The following is a 21,447-nucleotide window of genomic DNA, read 5'->3' as shown; positions in this document are numbered from 1 at the left end:
AGGCGCTTCGCCACGAAACTTCCGATTTCTTGCTCGACACGCCGCAACGCGCCATCGCTTGCGGCGTTTTCTCTGCCTGCGCTCCCGCGCGAAATCTTGCTTTTTACTCGACCTTTCTTCCGATAACGGTCTTTGACCGGCACCGACCCGGCACTGATCCTCGCGCTATGCGGCACGTCCTTGTGCCGCGTGTGAGCGAGGAATCAGCGCAGGGAAAATCGGAGGCCAGTCATGCAAGGTCAGGGCGTGCTGTTCGGGCAGATCGTCGCTGTTTTCAGCATCGTGATCGCCGGCGTATGGAGTGCAACGCAATGGACAGCGGCCGCCCTCGGACATCAAGTACGCCTTGGCTCGCCCTGGTTCGACTTCCATGGCACGCCGGTCTATCACCCCTGGCGGCTGTTTGAATGGTGGTTCTTCTTCGATGCCTACGCGCCGCACGTCTTCGACATAGGCGGCGCGATTGCGGGCGGCAGCGGCCTTCTGGCCGTAGTGGTCGCCATCGCCATGTCGGTATGGCGCTCGCGACAGTCGCGCCTCGTCACAACCTACGGTTCGGCGCGCTGGGCTGATACCGCCGACATCCGCAAGGCTGGGCTGACCCAGCCGGCCGGAGTCTTCCTCGGCCTGCATCGCGACCAGTACCTGCGCCACGAAGGCCCGGAACACGTCTTGACCTTTGCGCCGACCCGCAGCGGCAAAGGCGTCGGCCTGGTCGTGCCGACCTTATTGAGCTGGCCTGCATCCGTCGTCGTCCACGACATCAAAGGAGAAAACTGGACACTCACCGCAGGCTGGCGCTCGCGGTTCAGCCATTGCCTGCTGTTCAACCCCACCGATGCGAAGTCGGCAGCCTACAACCCGCTGCTGGAAGTTCGGCGCGGCGCGCATGAAGTGCGCGACGTGCAGAACGTGGCGGACATTCTGGTCGATCCCGATGGTGCGCTCGAACGCAGGAACCATTGGGAAAAGACCAGTCACGCGATGCTGGTCGGCGCCATCCTGCATGTGCTCTATGCCGGCACCGACAAAACCCTGCGCGGGGTGGCGAATTTCCTGTCCGATCCGGCGTGCCCGTTCGAGCTGACGCTGCACCGGATGATGACGACGAAGCACCTGGGCGATGCGCCGCATCCCGTCGTCGCATCCGCTGCGCGTGAAGTGCTCAACAAGTCGGACAACGAACGCTCCGGCGTGTTGAGCACCGCCATGTCGTTCCTCGGCCTGTACCGCGATCCCACGGTGGCCGAAGTGACCTCGCGCTGCGACTGGCGCATCGCCGACCTGATTTCCGCCGAGCATCCGGTGTCGCTGTATCTCGTGGTGCCGCCCTCGGACATCAGCCGTACCAAGCCGCTGATCCGGCTGATCCTCAACCAGCTCGGGCGGCGACTCACGGAATCACTCGACGGCAGCGACGGCATCCAGCGCCGCCACAAGCTGCTGCTGATGCTCGACGAGTTCCCCGCGCTCGGCCGCCTCGACTTTTTCGAGACGGCGCTGGCGTTCATGGCCGGCTACGGCATCCGCAGCTTCCTCATCGCGCAGTCGCTCAATCAGATCGACAAGGCGTATGGGCAGAACCATTCCATCCTCGACAACTGCCACGTCCGGGTGACGTTCGCCACCAACGACGAACGTACCGCGAAACGCATTTCCGAAACGCTCGGCACCGCCACCGAACTGCGCGCACAACGCAACTACGCCGGTCATCGGCTTGCGCCGTGGCTCGGGCATCTCATGGTGTCGCGGCAGGAGACGGCCCGACCGCTGTTGACCCCCGGCGAGGTGATGCAGCTTCCGCCCGACGAATCGGTGGTGATGGTGTCCAGCCTGCCGCCGATCAAGGCGAAGAAGCTGCGCTACTACGCCGACGCCAACTTCAAGCAGCGCGTGTTGTCGCCGCCCAACCTCGCAGCCGGGCGCTATGCCGATGCGCCGCCGACCCGACCCGACGACTGGAGCGGCCTGGCGATTCCCGCCGTACCCGCCGCGCCAGCCACGGCATTCGTCGATGACCTTGGCGGCGCCGACGACGGCGGCCCGCGCCGTCAGCCCGAACTCTCCGAAACCGTCGCCTACGACCCCGAACCGGACGCGCACGCGACCGACCTTGCGCTGCTCGATGACGACGACCTGCCGCTGCCGCTTCCCGGCCAGCTCGACCCCGCGATGCAGCGCACGGCCCGGCTGGCATCGCTGAACCCCAACGACGGAATCGACCTATGAGCCAATACCGCCTCAATCTGTTCATCCAGCCCGAGCACGCCAAACGCCTGGACGAATTGGCCGCCAAGAAAGGCGTGTCGAAATCCAGCATCGTCGCGGCGGCGCTGGCGTCATGGTTGTCGCCGGACGCGGGCGACCAGCGCGAGGCGGCCATCGCCAAGCGGCTGGATCGGCTGTCGCGCCAGACCGAGCGCCTGGAGCGCGACCAGAACATCCAGATCGAAACGCTGGCGCTGTTCGTCCGCTACTTCCTGACCGTCAGTACACCCGTGCCCGAGGCACATCAGGAAGCCGCCCGTGCCCAGGGCAAGGCACGCTTCGAGCAGTTCGTCGAACAACTCGGCCGCCACCTGCTGCGCGGCCGCAGCCTTGTGCGCGACGTGGTGGAAGAACTGCATCCCGATCCGATGCGAATGGATGACGCGGCGGCCCAGGTCGAAGCGCAGGAGCGTGCCTCATGAGCGCCGTTCCGCAGATCCCGCCCGAGCCGCGTTCGTCGGCCGCGACTTCGCTGGATCGCCGCATCCAGATGCTGCGAACAGCAATGGGGCCGTTGATCGCCGCCGCGCTGGAAGACCCGGACGTGGTGGAAATCATGCTCAACCCCGACCGCACCCTATGGGTCGATCGGCTGTCGTCGGGCCGCGCACCGCTGGGCGTCGAACTGCCCGAAGCCGATGGCGAACGCATCATCCGCCTGGTCGCGGCCCACGTCGGCGCGGAAGTGCATCGCGGCCAGCCGCTGCTGACCGCCGAGCTGCCCGAAACGGGCGAACGCTTCGAGGGCATCTTGCCGCCGGCTGCACCGGGGCCGGCGTTCGCGCTGCGCAAGCGGGCCGTGAGCATCATCGGCCTGGATCGCTATGTGGCCGACGGCATCCTGACTGCCGGCCAGGCGGACTTCCTGCGCCGCGCCGTGCGCGAGCGGCAGAACATCCTGATCGCCGGCGGCACCAGTACCGGCAAGACCACGCTCGCCAATGCACTGCTGGCCGAGATCGCAGCCACCGGCGATCGCGTGCTGGTGCTCGAAGACACCATCGAGCTGCAATGCGCGGCCCGCGACCATGTGCCGCTGCGCACACGCGCGGGCGTGGTGTCGATGCAGGAACTGGTGCGCGCCACGATACGCCTGCGCCCCGACCGCGTGATCGTCGGCGAGGTGCGCGGCGGCGAGGCGCTGGATCTCATCAAGGTGTGGGGCACCGGCCACCCCGGTGGCATCGCCACGATTCACGCCGGTTCCGCCTTGGGCGCGCTGCTGCGCCTGGAACAACTGATTCTTGAAGTGGCGGTGAATCCGCCGCGCGCGTTGATCGCCGAGGCCATCAACGTCGTCATCCACATCGCCGGGCGTGGCCGCAAGCGCCACGTCGAAAGCATCGCCCGCGTCGTCGGCTTCGACGGCGTGGGCTATCGCATGGCGGATGCGCTGGAAACGCCGTTTCCCGAGCTGCCGCCAGTTCCTTCCCCGTCCCCTGAACCCTCTGGAGAACTGCCATGACGCAGATGCACATTCATGCTTTCCGCATTTCCGTAAATCCGGCTTCGGCCTTCGCGCGCCTGCGGCGCCTGGCCGCGCCGGCGCAGCACGGCCTGCTGCTGGCCGCCATCATGCTGATGATGGCCGGCACCGCGCAGGCCTCCGGTTCCTCGATGCCCTGGGAAGGCCCGCTGACCTCGATCCTCGAATCCATCCAGGGGCCGGTGGCGCGCATCGTCGCGGTCATCATCATCATTTCCACCGGCCTGGCCCTGGCCTTCGGCGATACCAGCGGCGGCTTCCGCAAGCTGATCCAGATCGTGTTCGGCCTGTCCATCGCGTTCGCCGCGTCCTCGTTCTTCCTGTCGTTCTTCTCGTTCTCCGGCGGGGCGGTCGTATGAGTGCCCCGGATGCCTTCACGGCGGGCTTCGAGGTGCCGCTGCATCGCTCGCTGACCGAGCCGATCCTGATGGGCGGTGCGCCGCGCACCGTGGCGATCGCCAACGGCACGCTGGCCGCCGCCGTCGGGCTGGGCCTGCAACTGTGGATTCCCGGTGCGGTGCTCTGGATCGTCGGCCATTCGCTGGCGGTCTGGGGCGCGCGCGTCGATCCGCAGTTCATGCAGGTCTTCGCCCGGCACATCAAGCACAAACCGCTGCTGGACGTGTAGGGGGACGCCGCCATGCTGAACCTTGCTGAATACCGGCAGCGCCCGGCCTTGCTCGCCGACTGGCTTCCGTGGGCTGGGCTGATCGCGCCAGGCGTCGTCTTGAACAAGGACGGCAGTTTCCAGCGCACGGCGCGCTTTCGTGGGCCCGACCTGGACAGTGCCACACACGGCGAGTTGATCGCCACATCGGCGCGGCTCAACAACGCGCTGCGCCGGCTGGGTTCGGGCTGGGCCTTGTTCATTGAAGCCGAGCGCCGGCCGGCGGCGGATTACCCACACTCCGACTTTCCCGAACCGCTGTCCTGGCTCGTGGACGAGGAACGCCGCGCGGCCTTCGAGGAATCGGGGCATCACTTCGAGAGCGGCTATCACCTGACGCTCGCGTACCTGCCGCCCGAAGAATCGCGCGCCCGCGCGGCCAAGCTGCTCTACGAGAACTCGCCGGGCGACGGCGTGGACTGGCGCGGCCGGCTCGATGCCTTCGTGGCGGAAACCGATCGTGTCTTCGACTTGCTCGATGGCGTGATGCCGGAAATCGCCTGGCTCGATGACGCCGAGACACTGACCTACCTGCACGCCACGGTGTCCACGCAGCGCTATCCGGTGGCCGTGCCGGAGGTGCCGTTCCACATCGACGCGCTGCTGGCCGACTCCGCGCTGGTCGGTGGCCTGGCACCGATGCTGGGTGACCAGCACCTGCGCGTGGTGTCGGTGCGCGGCTTTCCGACTTCGACCTGGCCGGGGATTCTGGACGACCTCAACCGCCTGGGCTTTGCCTACCGCTGGAGCACGCGCTTCCTGTGCCTGGACAAATCCGAGGCGGAGAAGGAGCTGGGCCGCCTGCGCCGCCAGTGGTTCGCCAAGCGCAAGAACGTCGTCGCGCTGCTGCGCGAAACCATCTTCCAGCAGGAGTCGCCTCTGGTCGATACCGACGCCAGCAACAAGGCGGCCGACGCCGACGCTGCCTTGCAGGAACTGGGCAGCGATCAGGTCGCCTTCGGCTACCTGACGGCGACCGTCACCGTGATGGACACGGATGCCGGCGCGGCTGACGAGAAGCTGCGCATGGTGGAGCGCGTCATCCAGGGGCGCGGGTTCGTCACCATCCCCGAAACGCTGAACGCCGTCGATGCGTGGCTGTCCTCGATCCCCGGCAACGCTTACGCGAACGTGCGCCAGCCCATCGTCTCGACGCTGAACCTGGCGCACATGATGCCGCTGTCAGCGGTGTGGGCCGGGCCGGAGAAGAACGACCACCTCGACGGCCCGCCGATGATCGTCACCCGCACCGATGGCGCGACGCCGTTCCGGCTGTCGCTGCACATCGGCGACGTGGGGCACACGCTGGTCGCTGGCCCGACCGGCATGGGCAAGTCCGTCCTGCTCGCCAAGCTGGTCTTGCAGTTCCGCCGCTACTTCGGCTCGCGGGTCTTTGCCTTCGACATGGGTCGCTCGATGCGCGCCACCATCCTGGGCCTGGGCGGCGAACACTACGACCTGGGCGCCGATGGCGGCATTGCCTTCCAGCCGCTCGCGCGCATCGACCATGAGGGCTACCGCACCTGGGCGGCCGAATGGGTGGAAGGCCGCTTACTGCATGAAGGCGTGACCGTCGGCCCGGACGAGAAAGCGGCGATCTGGTCGGCGCTGGGCAGCCTGGCCGGCGCGCCGGTGGAGCAGCGCACGATGACCGGGCTTTCCGTGCTGCTGCAATCCAACGCGCTGCGACAGACGCTCGCCCCGTATGTGCTCGGCGGCGCGCACGGCAAGCTATTGGACGCGGACGCCGACCGTCTTGGCCTCGGCGCCGTGCAGGGCTTCGAGATGGAAGAATTGATGCACAGCCCGGCTGCGGTGCAAGCGGTGCTGCGCTACCTGTTCGCCCGCTTCGATGAGCGTTTCGACGGCGCACCCACGCTGCTGATTCTCGATGAGGCGTGGCTGTTCCTCGATGAGCCGTCTTTCGCCGCGCGCATCCGCCAATGGCTGAAGACGCTGCGCAAGAAAAACGTGTCGGTGATCTTCGCCACGCAGTCGCTCGCCGATATCAAGGATTCGACCATCGCACCCGCGATCATCGAAAGCTGCGCCAGCCGCATCTTTCTCCCCAATCCCCAGGCCACAGAGCCGCAGATTCGCACGATCTACGAGGGCTTCGGCCTCAACAGCCGGCAAATCGAGATCGTCGCCACCGCGCAGCCCAAAAGGGACTACTACTACCAATCCCGTCTCGGCAATCGCCTGTTCGACCTTGATCTGGGGCCGACCGCGCTCGCGTTCGCGGGCGCATCTACACCGCAAGACCAGCGCGACATTGACCGCGTGCTGACGCAGACCGGCGCTCCGGGCTTCGCGGGCGCGTGGCTGCGCCATCGCGGCCTCGACTGGGCCGCCGACCTGCTGCCGTCCGCACCGGCGGCGGCTTCCTTCCTTTCCCAACCACGACAGGAGAACCTGCCATGAAGATCCGTGCGCTTTCCGTTTCGCTGGCCGCCGCGCTGGCTGGCTCGCTGATGCTCGCCCAGCCGGCGGCGGCCATCACCGTATTCGACCCGTCCAACTTCGTGCAGAACACGCTCACCGCCGTTCGCACGCTGGAGCAGATCAACAACCAGATCAATCAACTGCAAAACGAGGCGCAGATGCTGATGAACCAAGCTCGCAATCTGGCGAGCCTGGACTTCAACATCGTCAACCGCCTGCGTTCGACGCTCGCCACCACTGAACGCCTGATCGCCGAGGCGCAGGGACTGGCCTACGACGTGACGAACATGGATCGGGAGTTCGCGCGCCTTTATCCCGAGCAGTACGCCGCCACCGTCAGCGGCGACCGCATGGCGCAGGACGCCCGCGAGCGTTGGCAGAACACCTTGGACGGCCTGCACACCGCCATGCGGATGCAAGCCCAGGTGTCGCAGAACCTGACCCAAGACGAAAGCGCGCTGGCCGACCTCGTGAGCCAGAGCCAATCGGCCACCGGCGCGCTGCAAGCCATGCAGGCGACCAACCAGCTTCTCGCGCTCCAGGCCAAGCAGTCGATCCAGGCGCAGCAGCTCCAGATCACGCAAGACCGGGCCGCTTCGCTGGAACTCGCGCGGCAGGCGGCGGTCACCGAGCGCGCCCGCGAAGTGCGCAGGCGCTTCCTTGGCACCGGCACGCCGTACACGCCGCAGTCCGTCAATTTCTACCCCAACAACTGACGGAGGCGGCCATGCGATGCGCTTGTGTCCTGCTGGCCGTGCTGCTGACCGCTTGCGGCCAGCAGCCGGCCGAGAACCTGGCCGACGCCCTGGCCGCCGATCCCGTGCGGCTCAAGGCGCTGCGCGGGCAATGCGCGGCTGACCGGCAGGCCGTGGGCGAGGACGCCTGCCGCGCCGCCGCCGAAGCCTTCCGGCAGCGCTTCTTCGCAGGCCATACCGGGCCGGACGAGTACGACTCGCTGGCCGAACTGCCGCCAATCCCGCCGAGCTTCGATACACCCGCCGACGACATGCAAGAAGGCGACACGCCGCTCGCCCCACCGGAGGACACGCCATGAACGACGTGACCATCATCGACCGCTTCCTCGATACCTTCTCGCGCTACATCGACTCGGGTTTCGGCCTGCTGCAAGGCGAAGTGGCGTTTCTCACCGCCACGCTCATCGTCATCGACATGACCATCGCCGGCCTGTATTGGGCCATGAGCCACGCCACCGGCCAGGGCGAGGACGTGATCGCCAAGCTGCTGCGCAAGGTGCTCTACGTCGGTGCGTTCGCCTACATCATCGGCAACTTCAACTGGCTGGCCGGCATCGTGTTCCGCTCGTTCGCCGGCCTGGGCCTGACGGCCACCGGCTCGGCCATCACGATGGAGAACTTCCTGCAACCGGGGCGGCTGGCGAAGACCGGCATCGACGCGGGTGCGCCGATTCTGGAGCAGATCGGCGACATGGCTGGCTTCCCCGAAGTGTTCACGAACATCGACCCGATCGTGGTGATGTTCCTCGCGTGGCTAGTGGTGATCCTCTGCTTCTTCGTGCTGGCCGTGCAGCTTTTCATCACCCTCATCGAGTTCAAGCTGACCACGCTCGCCGGGTTCGTGCTGGTGCCGTTCGCGCTTTGGAACAAGACCGCATTCCTGGCCGAGAAGGTTCTAGGCAATGTGGTGTCGGCTGGCATCAAGGTCTTGGTTTTGGCTGTGATCGTCGGTATCGGTTCGGGCCTGTTCGCCGAGTTCCAGACCGTGCCGGATGAGCCGTCCATCGACCATGCCCTGGTCGTGATGCTGGCTTCGCTCTCACTGCTGGCCTTGGGCATCTTCGGGCCGGGCATCGCCACCGGCCTGGTGTCCGGTGCGCCACAGCTTGGCGCGGGCGCGATGGCCGGTGCCGCTGTCGGCGCTGTTGGCACGGGCGTTGCCATTGGCGCCGCAGCGACCGGCGTGGGCGGTGCCGTAGCAGCCGGGGCGCGCATGGCGCCGGCCGCTGCCAAGCTGGCCGGCAGCGGCGCCCGCGCTGCGACATCGGCGGCCAGCGGTGCCCGCTCGGCGTTCCAGGCCGGCTCCGCCGCTGCCGGCGGCGGGGCCAAGGGCGCGGCGGCTGGTCTTGGCAACATCGCCAAGACCGGCGCGCAGGCCGCCGGCCAGAAGGCCGCCGCCGGGGCGCGCTCGCTCAAAGACCGCACAACAGCCGCTTTCCGCGCCGATGGCGCGGCCCCGGCTTCTGGCGGCGGTGCGGCAGCGGCCAGTAGCGCTGCCCAAGGGAATGCAGCCGAAGGCGATGCCCCGGCCGCCGCTGGGCAGAAGCAACCGGCCTGGGCCAAGCGCCTGCACCGCCGCCAGCAGATGACCCACGCCGCGACCACCACCGCTCACACGCTGCGCGGCGGCGATGGCGGCGGCTCAGGGCAAGGCCCGAGCCTGCGCGATTCCGATTCATAAGGAGAGACGACCATGCGATTCAAGCGACCGCAGGTGCGCTATGCCGATACGCCGCAGCCTGCCACCCCATACCAATCCGCCGCGCAGGTGTGGGACGAGCGTATCGGCTCGGCCCGCGTGCAGGCCAAGAACTGGCGGCTGATGGCCTTCGGCTGCCTGGTGCTGGCCTTGCTGATGGCCGGCGGCCTGGTCTGGCGTTCGGCGCAGTCCTTCGTGACGCCCTATGTGGTCGAAGTGGACAACGCCGGCCAGGTACGCGCAGTGGGTGAAGCGGCCACGCCGTACCGGCCCAACGACGCGCAGACGGCGCACCACATCGCGCGCTTCATCACGCTGGTTCGATCGCTGTCCATCGACCCCATCGTGGTGCGGCAGAACTGGCTGGATGCCTACGACTACGCGACCGACAGGGGCGCGGCCGTGCTCAACGACCACGCCCGCACCAACGACCCGTTCGCACGCATCGGCCGCGAGTCGGTGACGGTGCAGATCACCAGTGTCGTGCGCGCCAGCGACACGTCTTTCAACGTGCGCTGGACGGAACGCCGCTACGTCAATGGCGCGGCCGCCGGGCTGGAGCGGTGGACGGCCGTGGTGTCCATCGTGCTGCAAACCCCGCGCACCGAGGAACGTCTGCGCCACAACCCGCTGGGCATCTACGTCAACGGCCTGTCGTGGAGCCGCGAGCTGGATTCTTCCGAAGGAGCCAAGCCATGAACCTGCCTTTCCGCTTTTACGCTTTGCCGTTGATGCTTCTTGTCCTGGCGGGCTGCGCCACTCAGGGCAAGCCGCCGCCGACCATTTTGCTCGATGAGCCGGTCCGGGCGCAGCCGCTGCCCGAACCGCCCCAGCCGGTGGAGGTCGTTGCCATTCCCGAGCCGCTAGCGCTGCCGGCACAGTTGAAGCCGCTGCCGGAGGTGGACGAAGCGCCGCCCGCGCCGGAGCCGGAGCCGGCCGACGAAACCGTGCGCGTATCGAAGGCCAACGCCGAGGCGCGCATCGCGCCGTCGCGCGAGGGCTACGTCAATGCGATTCAAGTCTGGCCCTTCACCGACGGCGCGCTGTATCAGGTCTATGCCGCGCCGGGGCGCGTGACCGTGATTTCGCTCCAGCCAGGCGAGGAACTGGTTACGGTCGCCGCCGGCGATACCGTGCGCTGGATCGTCGGCGACACGTCCAGCGGCAGCGGCGACGAGCTGCGCATCAATGTGCTGGTCAAGCCGATCCGTTCCGGGTTGAAGACGAACCTCGTCATCACGACCAGCCGCAGAACGTACCTGCTGGAGCTGACCTCGACCGAGAAGGCGTGGATGGCGTCGGTGTCCTGGGACTATCCGAGAGACAGGATGTTGGCCTTGCAGCGCCAGGCGCAGGCCGCGCAGACGGCTGCGCCGGTCGATACCGGCCTGTCGCTGGAGCGCATCCGTTTCCGCTACGCGATCAGCGGCAGCAATCCGCCGTGGAAGCCGCTGCGCGCCTTCGATGACGGCGAGAAGGTCTATATCCAGTTCCCGCCGGGCATCGCCCAAGGCGAGTTGCCGCCGTTGTTCGTCATCGGCGCGCAGGGCGACGGGCAACTGGTGAACTACCGCTTCCGCCCGCCGTACTACATCGTCGATCGGCTGTTCGGTGCGGCTGAACTTCGCTTGGGCGGGGACGGGGGCGACGTGGTGCGCATCGAGCGCACGGATGGCACGCGGAGGAACTGACCATGCGCCAGGATGACACTCCTGACGTTGCCGCGCCGCAGGCGGGCAAGGTCGAACCCGAGGCGGTGGCATTGCGCGCTCAGCCTCGGCCGGTCACACGGTTGAACCGGCGCACACTGGCCATCCTCGCCGGCGGCCTGTCGGTCGCCGTGCTCGGTGCGCTGATGTGGTCGCTGCAACCGCAGCGGCACGGGGCCAGCGAGCAGGCCGAGCTTTACAACGTGGATCGCGTCTCGCGCTCCGAAGGACTCGACCAGCTTCCGGCCGACTACTCGAAGTTGCCACCGACGTTGCCGCCAGAGGTTCCGGAACTGGGGCCACCGCTGCCGGGCGACCTTGGGCCGGCCATCGTGAATTCGCAGCAGCCGGCCGTGGCCGCCTACGCCACACCCGGTCACGACCCGGCCGAGGCGGAACGCCTGACCCGGTTGAAGGAGGCCGAGGAAGCGGCGGCATCATCTGTGTTCTTCCGCACCGGCACTCAGCAGGCCGCGCCGGTGGCGCAGTCGCAGGTGGCCGCCGCGCCGGGCTTCGCCGCCAATGCGGCCTTCGACCCGATGGCGGCCGGGCCGGCCTCGACGGCGGCCCAGCCTGCCGACCCAACCGCCGTGCAGAACCGGCAAGACCAGAAGGAGGCGTTCCAGCAAGCCGGAACCACGGAAACCCGTAATTCCGGCAACCTGCAAATGCCGGCATCGCCGTATCAAGTCATGGCCGGCACGGTGATCGCCGGGGCGCTGGTGACGGGTATCAAGTCCGATCTACCGGGCGACGTGATTGCCACGGTCACGGAGCCGATCTATGACACGGCTACGGGCAAGTTTCTGCTGATCCCGCAGGGTTCGCGCATCCTCGGCCGCTACAACAGCCAGGTCAGCTACGGGCAGAGCCGCGTTCAAGTCGTCTGGAACCGGATCATCCTGCCCGACACGTCCTCGCTCACGCTCGACAACCTGGCCGGCACTGACCCGGCCGGCTACGCCGGGCTGGAGGATGGCGTCGATTGGCATTGGGATCGCATCTTCGCCGGTGCGGTGCTGACCACGCTGCTGGGCGTCGGCGCCGAACTGGCCGCGCCGGAGAACCGCCAGAACGGGGATCGCGTCATCATCGCCGGGCGCGACAGCGCGCAGGACAGCATCAATCAGGTCGGCCAAGAGATGACCCGGCGCAACCTCAACATCCAACCGACGCTGACGGAGCGACCGGGCCTGCCGGTGCGCATCATCGTCAACCGGGATCTGGTGCTGCGGCCCTACCAGCCGCTGTTCTTCAATCGGGGGACTTCACGATGAACACGACCAAGAAGCTGCGGCTCGGGCCGCTGCCCAAGACCGAGAGCATCAAGCTGACCTTCGCCTGCCCAGCCAGTTTGAAAGCCGACCTCGACCGCTACGCCGCGCTGCATGCGCAGACCTATGGCGAAGCAGTTGATGCCGTGACACTGATCCCGCACATGCTCGAAGCCTTCATCGCGGGGGATCGGGGGTTCCGGAAAAGGCAATAGGTCGAAGGTGAAGCCGCACAGGCCAGGTCTCCAAGAGGTGAGCGCTTCGTAAGCCGACTCAAATTTGCACGGACACCGCGTTCGCTACCAGCGAACTTTGATTGCCATTTGCGACCTTCTTTGTTATGCTTTGTTCGCTTGGGCTAAAGAGAGCACTCGTCAAGCGAGGGGCGCGTAAGCGCTCGTGGCGGCCGAAAGGCTGCTGATGTTCACCGCGGGCATGGCACTGGTCGGGTTGGTCCGGTCGGGTCGATCCTGCGGCGAAGCCGGTCCCGGACGAGTTCCGGGACCGGTTGAGAGCCCAGGGGTAAAAGTGCCGACGTTCTCTCCGTCTTCTCTGTGACTGACGAGAGGCCCCGCATGGTGCGGGGTCGTTACTGAGAAGGAGTCAGAAATGACTGAACAAAAGCGTGAGCGTCCAAGCCGTTGGTATGCATTTTTGAGCAGCATCCGGAAATGGCTTCGCCATCCCGGCGTACTGAAAGTGATCATTTGGGCCGCGAGGCTGATCTGGTACTTGTACAAGCTGTTCAGGGATGACCCCTGGACTTTTTATGTGAAACACATAGGAGAGTTTCATGCAACACGAAGCACTGCGTTTGGTGCGCGTGTTCCACGATCTGAATCAGTCGGAGCTAGCGCAACGCCTGGATATTTCAAAGTCCTATCTGTCAGAGCTTGAGAACGGGAAAAAGGCGCCGACTTTGGAGCTTCTGCAACGATATGCAGACACGTTTGGTATGCCGTTGTCGTCATTCCTGTTCTTCTCTGAGAATTTAGAGAATCCATCTCGTTCGGAGCGAGCGCGTGCGGCAATTGCCGGCAAGGCACTGAAGATGTTGCAATGGATTGCTGACAAGGACGAGGTTACGTGAAAGTCCGAAAGACGTATCCGCTGCATCAATCTCCTCTTTACCGCATGCAGAGTAGGAAAAGGCTTGCGGCGGAGATCTTTAACGCCGATATTGATCTTCTTGAAAGGATCGCTGGGCATGGCGACAACTTTCGAGTGTTTCATATAATCCAGGGCGAGAAGCGGCGGCAGGTCGAAACACCGAAGCCCATCTTGGAACGATTGCATCGCCGCCTGTTTGTGCTCTTTGAGCGCATTGAGAAGCCAGCATACCTGCAGTCTGGAGTTAAGGGGCGATCGTACATAACGAATGCACAAGAGCATGTAGGTGCGGTGCCACTCGTAAAACTCGATATCAAGAAATTTTACCCATCGGTTGACGCTGCGCGGGTATATCGATTCTTTCATGAGGTCATGCGATGCAGCCCAGACGTCTCTGGCTTGCTGACTAAACTTTGTATCTACGATAGTCATGTCCCGACAGGAAGCTGCGTTAGCCAGCTGCTTGCATATTTTGCTACACGCCCAATGTTCGACGAGTTGTCCGCATTGGCGGAGAGCCGCGGCGTGAAGTTCACGCTTTACGTCGACGACATGACGTTTTCAGGAAGAAGCGCGACGCCGGCGTTTCTCTGGGATGTAAAGAAAGTCGTGCATTCGCATGGGCTGCAGTACCACAAAGATCGGATCTACGCAGCGGATAGTCAGAAAGTGGTGACGGGCGTTCTGGTGAGTGCCCAAGGTATAGCAGTATTGCCATCGAAGGAGTTCGGCATCTGGTTGCAATCTCGGAATCTGGGCAGTGGTGACCTAGCGGAGCGTCGTGCTGCCATCGAAAGCCTCTTGGGAAGCGTCATCGCTGCGGGTCAGATCGAAAAGCGCCTCTTGAGTCGGGTGCGCGGTCTCCGGATATTGCATGCTGATGCGCTCCGCAGTGCAGGTTGAACGGAGCTTGTTGTACGCCCTGGCTTTCTATCGCGACGCTCTCACGTGGCTCTTACCCCACAAAGCAACAGTCTGTCGAAGCGGCCTGAAGTAGAGATAACCCCATGTCTTGTAAAGATTTTTATCCCCTGGCGGCTTTCGCTAGGGGCTTGACACTGGTACGGGGATCGGGGATTCGGCGGGGCAGGGGAGGCGACAACCGACCGTCTTCCCGTGCGGCTACGCCGAAGGAGATGAGATTTTGGAAAAGTTACCATTGTCGTATCAAGGCTACGACTGGTGACAACATATCAAATTGACTTGTGCTTGGAAAAGTTATAAAAATCGTAGTATGGCTCCGACGAATACAAGCAAGCTAAATGCGCTCTACACCCGGCTGGCACCGGGGACGCCACTGACCTCGGAGGATTTGGCGGCGCTGGGCATCTCCGCCGACTTGGCCGTCCACTACGTCCGGGCAGGATGGCTCACGCGCCTGGCGCGCGGCGTCTATGGCCGTCCGAACGACACCCTGGCTCTGCATCCCAGCCTGCTGCTGTTGCAGCGCAGGTTCGCGGGGTTGCACGTTGGCGGCAAGTCGGCCCTGGACTGGTACGGCGTGCGCCAGTACGTGTCGCAGCAGCCCGCGCTGCACCTGTATGGCTGGACGGCAGCGCGTCTGCCGGAATGGTTCACCGAACGTTTCCCGGCCGAGTACCACCGCAAGCGTCTGTTCGACGAGCAGCCGGACGTCTTGCTACACGTCGGCCCGTTCGAGAAGCGCAGCGGGGCGCCGCAGGTGTCCGCGCCGGAGCGCGCATTGCTGGAACTGTTGAGCGAAGTCGGCGTGCGTCAACCATTGCAGGAAGCCCGCGAACTCGTCGAGAGCGCCTACAGCCTGCGCGCCGACGTGCTGCGCGAACTCTTGCAACGCTGCACGAGCGTCAAGACCGTGCGGCTATGCCTGCAACTCGGCCGCGAGGGTTCGTTGCCTTGGGCAGCCAAGCTCGACCCGGCCACGCTGCCAACGGGCAGCGACAGGCCCTGGGTGTCCCGATCGGCTGATGGTCTGCTGGTGCTCAAGCCATGAACCAGATCTATCTCGATACCGCGCGCCTGCTGACGCAGGTGGCGCCGCTGATGTTCGTGGACGACACCTTCGCATTGAAGGGCGGCACGGCGATCAATCTGTTCGTCCGCGACATGCCGCGCTTGTCGGTGGACCTCGATCTGGTCTTTCCCGATCACACGCTGCCGCGTGACGCGGCGCTGACGCGAATCAACGAGGCAGTCCGGCAGGCCGCCGAGCGGTTGAAGACGCGAGGGTTCCAGACACACGCACCGGTGGCAGCAGCAGGGGAGACGAAGTTGCTGGTGCGCCGCGGCTCGATCGAGGTCAAGATCGAAGTCAACTTCGTCATGCGCGGCACGGTGCAGCCGGTGCGCCGCGCTTCGCTCACACCGACCGCGCGCGACGTGCTGATGGCCGATCTGGACATCCCGGTGGTGTCGCTGGAGGACGTGTACGGCGGGAAGCTGGTGGCGGCACTGGATCGGCAACACCCGCGCGACTTGTTCGATGTGATGCAGCTTTTCGTGCACGAGGGCATCACGCCCGGCATCCGACGCGCTTTCGTGGTCTATCTATCCAGCAGCAACCGGCCTATCCATGAAGTGCTGTTCCCGCCGCTGCGGGACATCCGGCACGACTACGCGCACAACTTCCGAGGCATGACGACCGAGCCGGTGCCACTCGATGCATTGCTCGCCGCGCGAGAACGCATGGCGCGCGAAATCCAGGAGGGCTTGGACGACAACGAGCGGCGCTTCTTGCTGTCGTTGGTTGCTGGTACGCCGGAGTGGTCGCTGCTGGGCATCGCGCACCTCGAACAACTGCCAGGCATCCGCTGGAAGCTGCACAATCTGGCACAGTTGCAGAAGACCGATGCGAAGAAATTTTCTGAGCAGACCGACTTGCTCGCGACGCGGATGTCTGCGTTATCCTAGGCGCTGATTGATGATAGGCCGATGCCCCGTAAACCCGCGCCAGAAAAGGATGTGCGTTTCTGACGGTAAGAGCGACGGTAGAGGCCCATGTCGATCACTGAAAATCCCTTAAGCCACGCGGGTCTGCGTGGCTTGTTGATGATCGAGTGGGAATGACGGAGCGTCTTTCGAGGGCTATCGCCAGGTATCGGTAGAAGTGACTTAACTTGTTGATTTTAATAGTATAAGTCGCGATTTCTATCGGTGGCTATCGCCGGCCAGCAGAACGGGTCGGCGACAGAACTGACGGTAAGCCCCCGGAGGTCGGATCCAGACCTTCCTGTTTACTATTGAGACCGAACCGGTCTTTGACGGTAAAAAACTCTTCAGGAAAGCTTGTTTCATGCGGCTTTCCGAGCATCAACGGGTCTCCAGGTCCCTGACGGTAAAAGCCGTCACGAACAGGAGGAACACCCTCAATGCTCACCGACACTGCACAGCGCAATCTCAAGCCTAATTCCCAGATTTATAAGGTTTTTGACCGCGATGGCATGTACGTGGCGGTATCGCCCGTCAGTACCATCACCTTCCGCTACGACTACCGTCTTAACGGGCGCCGCGAGACGCTGACGCTCGGACGGTATGGGCCGGCCGGCATGTCGCTGGCCATGGCGCGAGAGCGACTGCTCGATGCCAAGCGCTCGGTCGATCAGGGCCTTTCCCCGGCGCTGGAGAAGCAGCGGGCCAAGCGGCGGCTGACGGCCGCCAAGACCTTCGGCGAGATGACGGAACGCTGGCTGGCCGATGCCCGCATGGCCGACAGCACCCGGGCGATGCGCAAGCACATCATCGACTGCGACATCCTGCCGATCTTCCAGAATCGCAAGCTGAGGGAAGTCACCCCCGACGACCTGCGGGCGTTGTGCAACAAAGTGAAGGCGCGCGGCGCACTGGCCACGGCCATCCACGTCCGCGACATCGTGAAGCAGGTCTATGCCTTCGCCATCCTGCATGGCGAGCGGCTCGCCAACCCGGCCGACGATGTGAAGGCGGCTTCGATCGCGACCTTCGTTCCCAAGGACCGGGCGCTCTCGCCAGCCGAGATCCGACTGGCCTTCCACCAATTGGAGACAATCGCGTCCTATCCGACCATCCGGCTGGCCTTGCGCCTGATTTTGCTGACGATGGTGCGCAAGAGCGAACTGGTCGAGGCGACCTGGAACGAGGTGGATTTCGAGAACGCCACCTGGACGATCCCGAAGGCGCGGATGAAGGGGCGCAAGCCGCACGTGGTCTACCTGTCGCGGCAGGCAATGGACATTTTCGTGGCCTTGCACACCTGCGCGGCGGGCTCGCGGTTCGTGCTGCCGTCGCGCTATGACCCCGATCGGTGCATGTCGCATGCAACGCTCAACCGGGTGACCCAGCTCATTGGTTCACGCGCGAAGGAAGCCGGGTTGCCGCTGGAGCCTTTCACGGTGCATGACGCTGCGGCGTACCGCGTCTACGCTGCTCAACGAGGTCGGCTTCAACGGGGACTGGATCGAGAAGTGTCTGGCGCACGAAGAAGGCAGCCGGACTTCGCGCTCGGTCTACAACAAGGCCGAGTACGCCGGGCCGCGGCGGCACATGCTCCAGGAGTGGGCCGACATGGTGGCGGCGTGGATCGATGGGCGCACGCATGTGCCGAAGCTGGTGCCGGAGGACGTGACAGTTCCGGCCCTGAGTCCTGCGGTCTGAGACAGATGCATGCCCGTCGTTCCAAAGGATTCGTTCGAAAAGGCTCTAGTCGGAATCCTTGTCGTGCTTAAACGGTTCTACGGGAGTGCTTATCATGTTCTTGAACACTTGATTTGGCGACATGCTTAGGCGCTCATGTCGTCAAGAACGACATGAGTTGCATACGTGTCGCTATTTCATTGAAATAAGAACATGAGCCGTTGGCGCGTCGCTGGCAGCGACGTAAGCTGATGACGCGTCGTTAAAATGGTATTTTTGCATCATGAACGATATTGAACTTGCCTGGCATCCAGAGCAGCCCCACAACCAGCTGCCAGCGCTGCCAGCGCTGCCACCGGCACAGGAGTTGGAGACCCGGCCCGTGCTCAAGGCCTGCATCGAGGCCCGTGCCGCGTTGGCCGAACTCAAGCAGGCGGCCGAGTTGATTCCCAACCAGGCGATGCTGATCAACACCATTCCGTTGCTGGAGGCCAAAGACAGCTCGGAAATCGAGAACATCGTCACCACAACCGACCGACTGTTCCAGTATGCGCAGGGCCACGACAACGCCGATCCTGCCACCAAAGAGGCGCTGCGTTACCGCACCGCGCTGCACCAAGGATTTCAGTCGCTCAAGACGCGGCCGTTGTGTACCGCCACCGCCGTGGATGTCTGTCGCACCCTCAAGGGGGTGGACATGGACATCCGCCGCACCCCGGGCACTCAGCTCGCCAACGACCGCACGGGCGAGGTGGTCTACACGCCGCCCGAAGGCGAGGCCCGCTTGCGTGACATGCTGGCCAACTGGGAGCGCTTTCTGCACAACCAGACTGACCTGGACCCGTTGATCCGCATGGCCGTAGGCCACTATCAGTTCGAGGCCATCCACCCATTCACCGACGGCAACGGCCGCACCGGTCGCGTGCTCAACATCCTCTACCTCATCCAGGAAGAGCTGTTGAACCTGCCGATTCTGTACCTCAGTCGCCATGTGATCGCCAACAAGGCCGACTACTACCGTCTGCTGCTCAGCGTCACGCGAGATGGCGCCTGGGAACCCTGGCTGCTTTTCATGCTGCAGGCCGTAGCCGACACATCCAAATGGACCACGGGGAAGATCGCGGCCATTCGCGGGCTGGCCGAACACACCACCGAGTACGTGCGCACACGCCTGCCCAAGATATACACCCGCGAATTGGTGGATGTCATCTTCGAGCAGCCCTACTGCCGTATCGGAAACCTGGTGGACAAAGGTATTGCCCAACGCCAAGCCGCATCGCGCTATCTGCACGACTTGGCGGGCGTGGGGGTGCTGCGCGAAATGCCGTTCGGCAAGGAAAAGCTCTTCATCCATCCCAAGCTGATGCAACTGATCAGCCGGGACAACAACCACTTCCAGCCTTACGCCTGAAAGCGCCGGAACGGAAATCGCTTTTGGTGCGCAGCCGAAGGTTTGAATTTATCCATAAAAGATCACTAAGGGTGATATTTTCCTAACTTTGTCAAACTCGTCATCCTTGGTGGCGGTTTATAAATATGATATTTTGAGCACTATGGATGCTCAAAATTCAGGAAAATTGAACCGCTTGCTGGCTGAACTGGGCGATACGCGCCTGGTGTCCAGCCGCTGGCTGCGCGCGCATGACTACTCCAACAGCCTGGTCGCGCGCTATGTGGGCAGCGGCTGGCTGGTGTCGCCGGCGCGTGGCGTCTACATGCGCAGGGGCGGGCGGCTGCAATGGGAGGGCGTGGTCCGCAGCCTGCAGGTCGGGGAGGGCATGCCACTGCATGTCGGGGGACGCTTCGCGCTGGCCTTGCAAGGGCACGAGCACTACTTGCGTCTGGGCGATGCCGGGACGATCACGCTTTACGGGCCGGTGCCGCCGCCGGGCTGGGTCGGCAAGCTGTCCATGGAGCAGCGCTTCGAGTACCAGGGCAAGGGGCCGTTCGATCTGCCGGCTGTGTCCTTCACTGCGGAAGTCTCCGAGAAGGCGCTATCCGAGGCGGGCTTGGCTTGGCATTCCGTTGCGCCTGGTGTCGATGCCCTGGTGTGCTCGACGCCTGAGCGGGCCATGCTGGAACTGTGCGATGACGTATCGGATGCGGCGGGGGTCTACGAGGCCGACGCGCTGATACAGGCCATGACCACCCTGCGGCCGCAGCGTGTCGGCCTGCTGCTGCGGCGTTGCCGCAGCATCAAGGCCAAGCGGCTGTTCCTGGCCCTGGCCGAGCGCCATCGGCATGCGTGGCTGTCGCACGTGCCCCTGGAGGGCGTTGATCTGGGCCGTGGCAAGCGCGCGTTGGTGCCCGGCGGACGCCTTCATCCGACCTACCAGATCACCTTGCCGGGAGACCTCGATGAGCACCTGGCTTGACCACTGGGACCGGCGCTACACGGACCGCGTGCGGCTGATGGTCGAGATCCTGCCGAAATATGCAGTGTCGCAGGTTGTGGGGTACATCAAGGGCAAAAGCGCGATTCATCTGGCCCGAGTCTATGGAGAGCGTAAAAGGAATTTTGTTGGGCAGAGCTTTTGGGCTCGGGGGTATTTCGTCTCGACGGTTGGTCGTGACGAGGCTGTGATTCGGGCCTATATCCAGAACCAAGAAGCGGAGGATAGGCGTCTGGATCAGTTGCAATTGCTGAGGTAATTGCCACCTTCAGGTGGCCAAGACAAGGGACGCGCGCAGCGCACCCGCCAGCCGCTTTGAGCGGCTCACATAATTAAAGCCCCCGGCTTTGCCGGGGGATACTTACTGCCGTGGCGTCCGGTGATCGAACAGCGGCTGGGCCAGCAACTTGCCGCGACGGTACGCGGCGGCGGGGTGTCATGGGAGATCGGAAGACAACAAGGCATTTCTCGCTAATCCGTGTACGGCCGCTATTAAGGCCGCTCCAGAATCCGCGGCCCGGGACCCTCTTCGCCCAGCACGTCCAGCGGGTTGCGCAGCGGGCACTCCTCCAGTGAAAGGCAGCCGCAGCCGATGCAACTGTCCAGTTCGTCGCGCAGCCGCGTGAGTTTCCTGATCCGTTCATCGAGGCTTTCGCGCCAGCGCGAGGAAAGCTCGCGCCATTGCACGGCGCTGAGCTTGCTGCCCGGCGGATAACGGCCCAGCGCTTCCTTGATCTCTTCCAGCGGGATGCCGGTGCGCTGGGCGACCTTGATGATGGCGATGGAGCGCAGCACCACCGAGGCAAAGCGGCGCTGGTTGCCAGCGTTGCGGGTACTGGCGATCAATCCCTTCGATTCGTAGAAGTGGATGGTGGAGACCGGCACGCCCGCGCGGTGGGCCACTTCCCCCACCGTCAGCAGGCGCGAGAAATCAATCGGTTTCTTCGCATTCATTGCTTGACCTCAACTTAACTTGAGGTTTTATAGTCCCTGGCGTCTTGTTTGGCAACTGCGGTTGCCGATCGCCCTGCAACCCCCGCGGTCGTGGTGCCTT

The 21,447-nt window shown here is 64.3% G+C and carries 20 protein-coding genes and 3 pseudogenes; 22 read left to right on the top strand and 1 reads right to left on the bottom strand.

What is annotated here, in order from left to right:
• Positions 1-231 precede the first annotated feature (231 nt).
• From DNJ95_RS10625 to DNJ95_RS10520, 22 genes and pseudogenes are all read left to right on the top strand, one after another.
• On the top strand, positions 232-2,229 hold the full coding sequence (locus tag DNJ95_RS10625) for a conjugal transfer protein TraG (protein WP_131184699.1): 1,998 nt from the start codon (positions 232-234) through the stop codon (positions 2,227-2,229).
• Entirely contained in the window at positions 2,226-2,690 is a 465-nt protein-coding gene (locus DNJ95_RS10620) for a ribbon-helix-helix protein, CopG family (protein ID WP_131184698.1), read from the top strand. Before DNJ95_RS10625 ends, DNJ95_RS10620 begins: the two co-directional genes overlap by 4 nt.
• The gene (trbB, locus tag DNJ95_RS10615; RefSeq protein ID WP_131184697.1) at positions 2,687-3,733 is read left to right on the top strand and encodes a P-type conjugative transfer ATPase TrbB; all 1,047 of its coding nucleotides are present in this window, start codon (positions 2,687-2,689) and stop codon (positions 3,731-3,733) included. Before DNJ95_RS10620 ends, trbB begins: the two co-directional genes overlap by 4 nt.
• A complete protein-coding gene (locus DNJ95_RS10610) occupies positions 3,730-4,113 on the top strand; it encodes a TrbC/VirB2 family type IV secretion system protein (RefSeq protein ID WP_131184696.1) in 384 nt (127 codons plus the stop codon). The genes trbB and DNJ95_RS10610 overlap by 4 nt, the downstream gene beginning before the upstream one ends.
• A complete protein-coding gene (locus DNJ95_RS10605) occupies positions 4,110-4,382 on the top strand; it encodes a VirB3 family type IV secretion system protein (protein ID WP_031692077.1) in 273 nt (90 codons plus the stop codon). Before DNJ95_RS10610 ends, DNJ95_RS10605 begins: the two co-directional genes overlap by 4 nt.
• Positions 4,383-4,394: 12 nt before the next feature.
• Positions 4,395-6,845 carry a conjugal transfer protein TrbE gene (gene trbE, locus DNJ95_RS10600; protein ID WP_131184695.1) on the top strand — a complete coding sequence of 817 codons (2,451 nt, stop codon included), beginning with the start codon at positions 4,395-4,397 and terminating at the stop codon, positions 6,843-6,845.
• Positions 6,842-7,582, top strand: a complete 741-nt coding sequence (trbJ, locus tag DNJ95_RS10595) for a P-type conjugative transfer protein TrbJ (RefSeq protein ID WP_131184694.1) — start codon at positions 6,842-6,844, stop codon at positions 7,580-7,582. Before trbE ends, trbJ begins: the two co-directional genes overlap by 4 nt.
• Positions 7,583-7,593: 11 nt before the next feature.
• Positions 7,594-7,920 (top strand): hypothetical protein, encoded by a 327-nt coding sequence (locus DNJ95_RS10590; protein ID WP_131184693.1) that lies wholly within the window; start codon positions 7,594-7,596, stop codon positions 7,918-7,920.
• The gene (gene trbL, locus DNJ95_RS10585) at positions 7,917-9,302 is read left to right on the top strand and encodes a P-type conjugative transfer protein TrbL (protein WP_131184692.1); all 1,386 of its coding nucleotides are present in this window, start codon (positions 7,917-7,919) and stop codon (positions 9,300-9,302) included. Before DNJ95_RS10590 ends, trbL begins: the two co-directional genes overlap by 4 nt.
• Positions 9,303-9,314: 12 nt before the next feature.
• Positions 9,315-10,019 (top strand): conjugal transfer protein TrbF, encoded by a 705-nt coding sequence (trbF, locus tag DNJ95_RS10580; protein ID WP_131184691.1) that lies wholly within the window; start codon positions 9,315-9,317, stop codon positions 10,017-10,019.
• The gene (trbG, locus tag DNJ95_RS10575) at positions 10,016-11,011 is read left to right on the top strand and encodes a P-type conjugative transfer protein TrbG (protein ID WP_131184690.1); all 996 of its coding nucleotides are present in this window, start codon (positions 10,016-10,018) and stop codon (positions 11,009-11,011) included. The genes trbF and trbG overlap by 4 nt, the downstream gene beginning before the upstream one ends.
• A 2-nt stretch (positions 11,012-11,013) precedes the next feature.
• The gene (locus DNJ95_RS10570; protein WP_131184689.1) at positions 11,014-12,306 is read left to right on the top strand and encodes a TraB/TrbI/VirB10 family type IV secretion system protein; all 1,293 of its coding nucleotides are present in this window, start codon (positions 11,014-11,016) and stop codon (positions 12,304-12,306) included.
• Entirely contained in the window at positions 12,303-12,518 is a 216-nt protein-coding gene (locus tag DNJ95_RS10565) for a DUF2274 domain-containing protein (protein ID WP_131184688.1), read from the top strand. The genes DNJ95_RS10570 and DNJ95_RS10565 overlap by 4 nt, the downstream gene beginning before the upstream one ends.
• Before the next feature lie 578 nt (positions 12,519-13,096).
• Positions 13,097-13,393 carry a helix-turn-helix domain-containing protein gene (locus DNJ95_RS10560; RefSeq protein WP_131184687.1) on the top strand — a complete coding sequence of 99 codons (297 nt, stop codon included), beginning with the start codon at positions 13,097-13,099 and terminating at the stop codon, positions 13,391-13,393.
• Entirely contained in the window at positions 13,390-14,316 is a 927-nt protein-coding gene (locus DNJ95_RS10555) for a reverse transcriptase family protein (RefSeq protein ID WP_131184686.1), read from the top strand. The genes DNJ95_RS10560 and DNJ95_RS10555 overlap by 4 nt, the downstream gene beginning before the upstream one ends.
• Before the next feature lie 331 nt (positions 14,317-14,647).
• Positions 14,648-15,385: a type IV toxin-antitoxin system AbiEi family antitoxin gene (locus tag DNJ95_RS10550; RefSeq protein WP_131184685.1), complete on the top strand. Its 738-nt coding sequence runs from the start codon at positions 14,648-14,650 to the stop codon at positions 15,383-15,385.
• Positions 15,382-16,302: a nucleotidyl transferase AbiEii/AbiGii toxin family protein gene (locus tag DNJ95_RS10545; protein ID WP_131184684.1), complete on the top strand. Its 921-nt coding sequence runs from the start codon at positions 15,382-15,384 to the stop codon at positions 16,300-16,302. Before DNJ95_RS10550 ends, DNJ95_RS10545 begins: the two co-directional genes overlap by 4 nt.
• 458 nt (positions 16,303-16,760) lie before the next feature.
• Positions 16,761-18,021, top strand: a pseudogene (locus tag DNJ95_RS10540) (tyrosine-type recombinase/integrase).
• Between the two features lie 262 nt (positions 18,022-18,283).
• Entirely contained in the window at positions 18,284-19,411 is a 1,128-nt protein-coding gene (gene fic / locus DNJ95_RS10535) for a protein adenylyltransferase Fic (RefSeq protein WP_131184683.1), read from the top strand.
• A 142-nt stretch (positions 19,412-19,553) separates the two neighbouring features.
• On the top strand, positions 19,554-20,375 hold the full coding sequence (locus DNJ95_RS10530) for a type IV toxin-antitoxin system AbiEi family antitoxin domain-containing protein (protein ID WP_131184682.1): 822 nt from the start codon (positions 19,554-19,556) through the stop codon (positions 20,373-20,375).
• A gap of 22 nt (positions 20,376-20,397) precedes the next feature.
• Positions 20,398-20,652 (top strand): annotated as a pseudogene (gene tnpA, locus DNJ95_RS10525) (IS200/IS605 family transposase); the annotation flags it as partial.
• A gap of 93 nt (positions 20,653-20,745) precedes the next feature.
• A pseudogene (locus tag DNJ95_RS10520) lies at positions 20,746-20,868 on the top strand (DUF3363 domain-containing protein); the annotation flags it as partial.
• Between the two features lie 17 nt (positions 20,869-20,885).
• Here the strand turns inward: DNJ95_RS10520 and soxR are convergent.
• Positions 20,886-21,347 (bottom strand): redox-sensitive transcriptional activator SoxR, encoded by a 462-nt coding sequence (gene soxR, locus DNJ95_RS10515; protein WP_131184681.1) that lies wholly within the window; start codon positions 21,345-21,347, stop codon positions 20,886-20,888.
• Between the last annotated feature and the right edge of the window lie 100 nt (positions 21,348-21,447).

It is taken from the genome of Stutzerimonas kirkiae (assembly GCF_004327335.1).
GTDB classification, from domain to species: domain Bacteria; phylum Pseudomonadota; class Gammaproteobacteria; order Pseudomonadales; family Pseudomonadaceae; genus Stutzerimonas; species Stutzerimonas kirkiae.
Note: the sequence above shows the minus strand (reverse complement) of the source record. Positions and strands in the feature narration are given on the sequence as shown.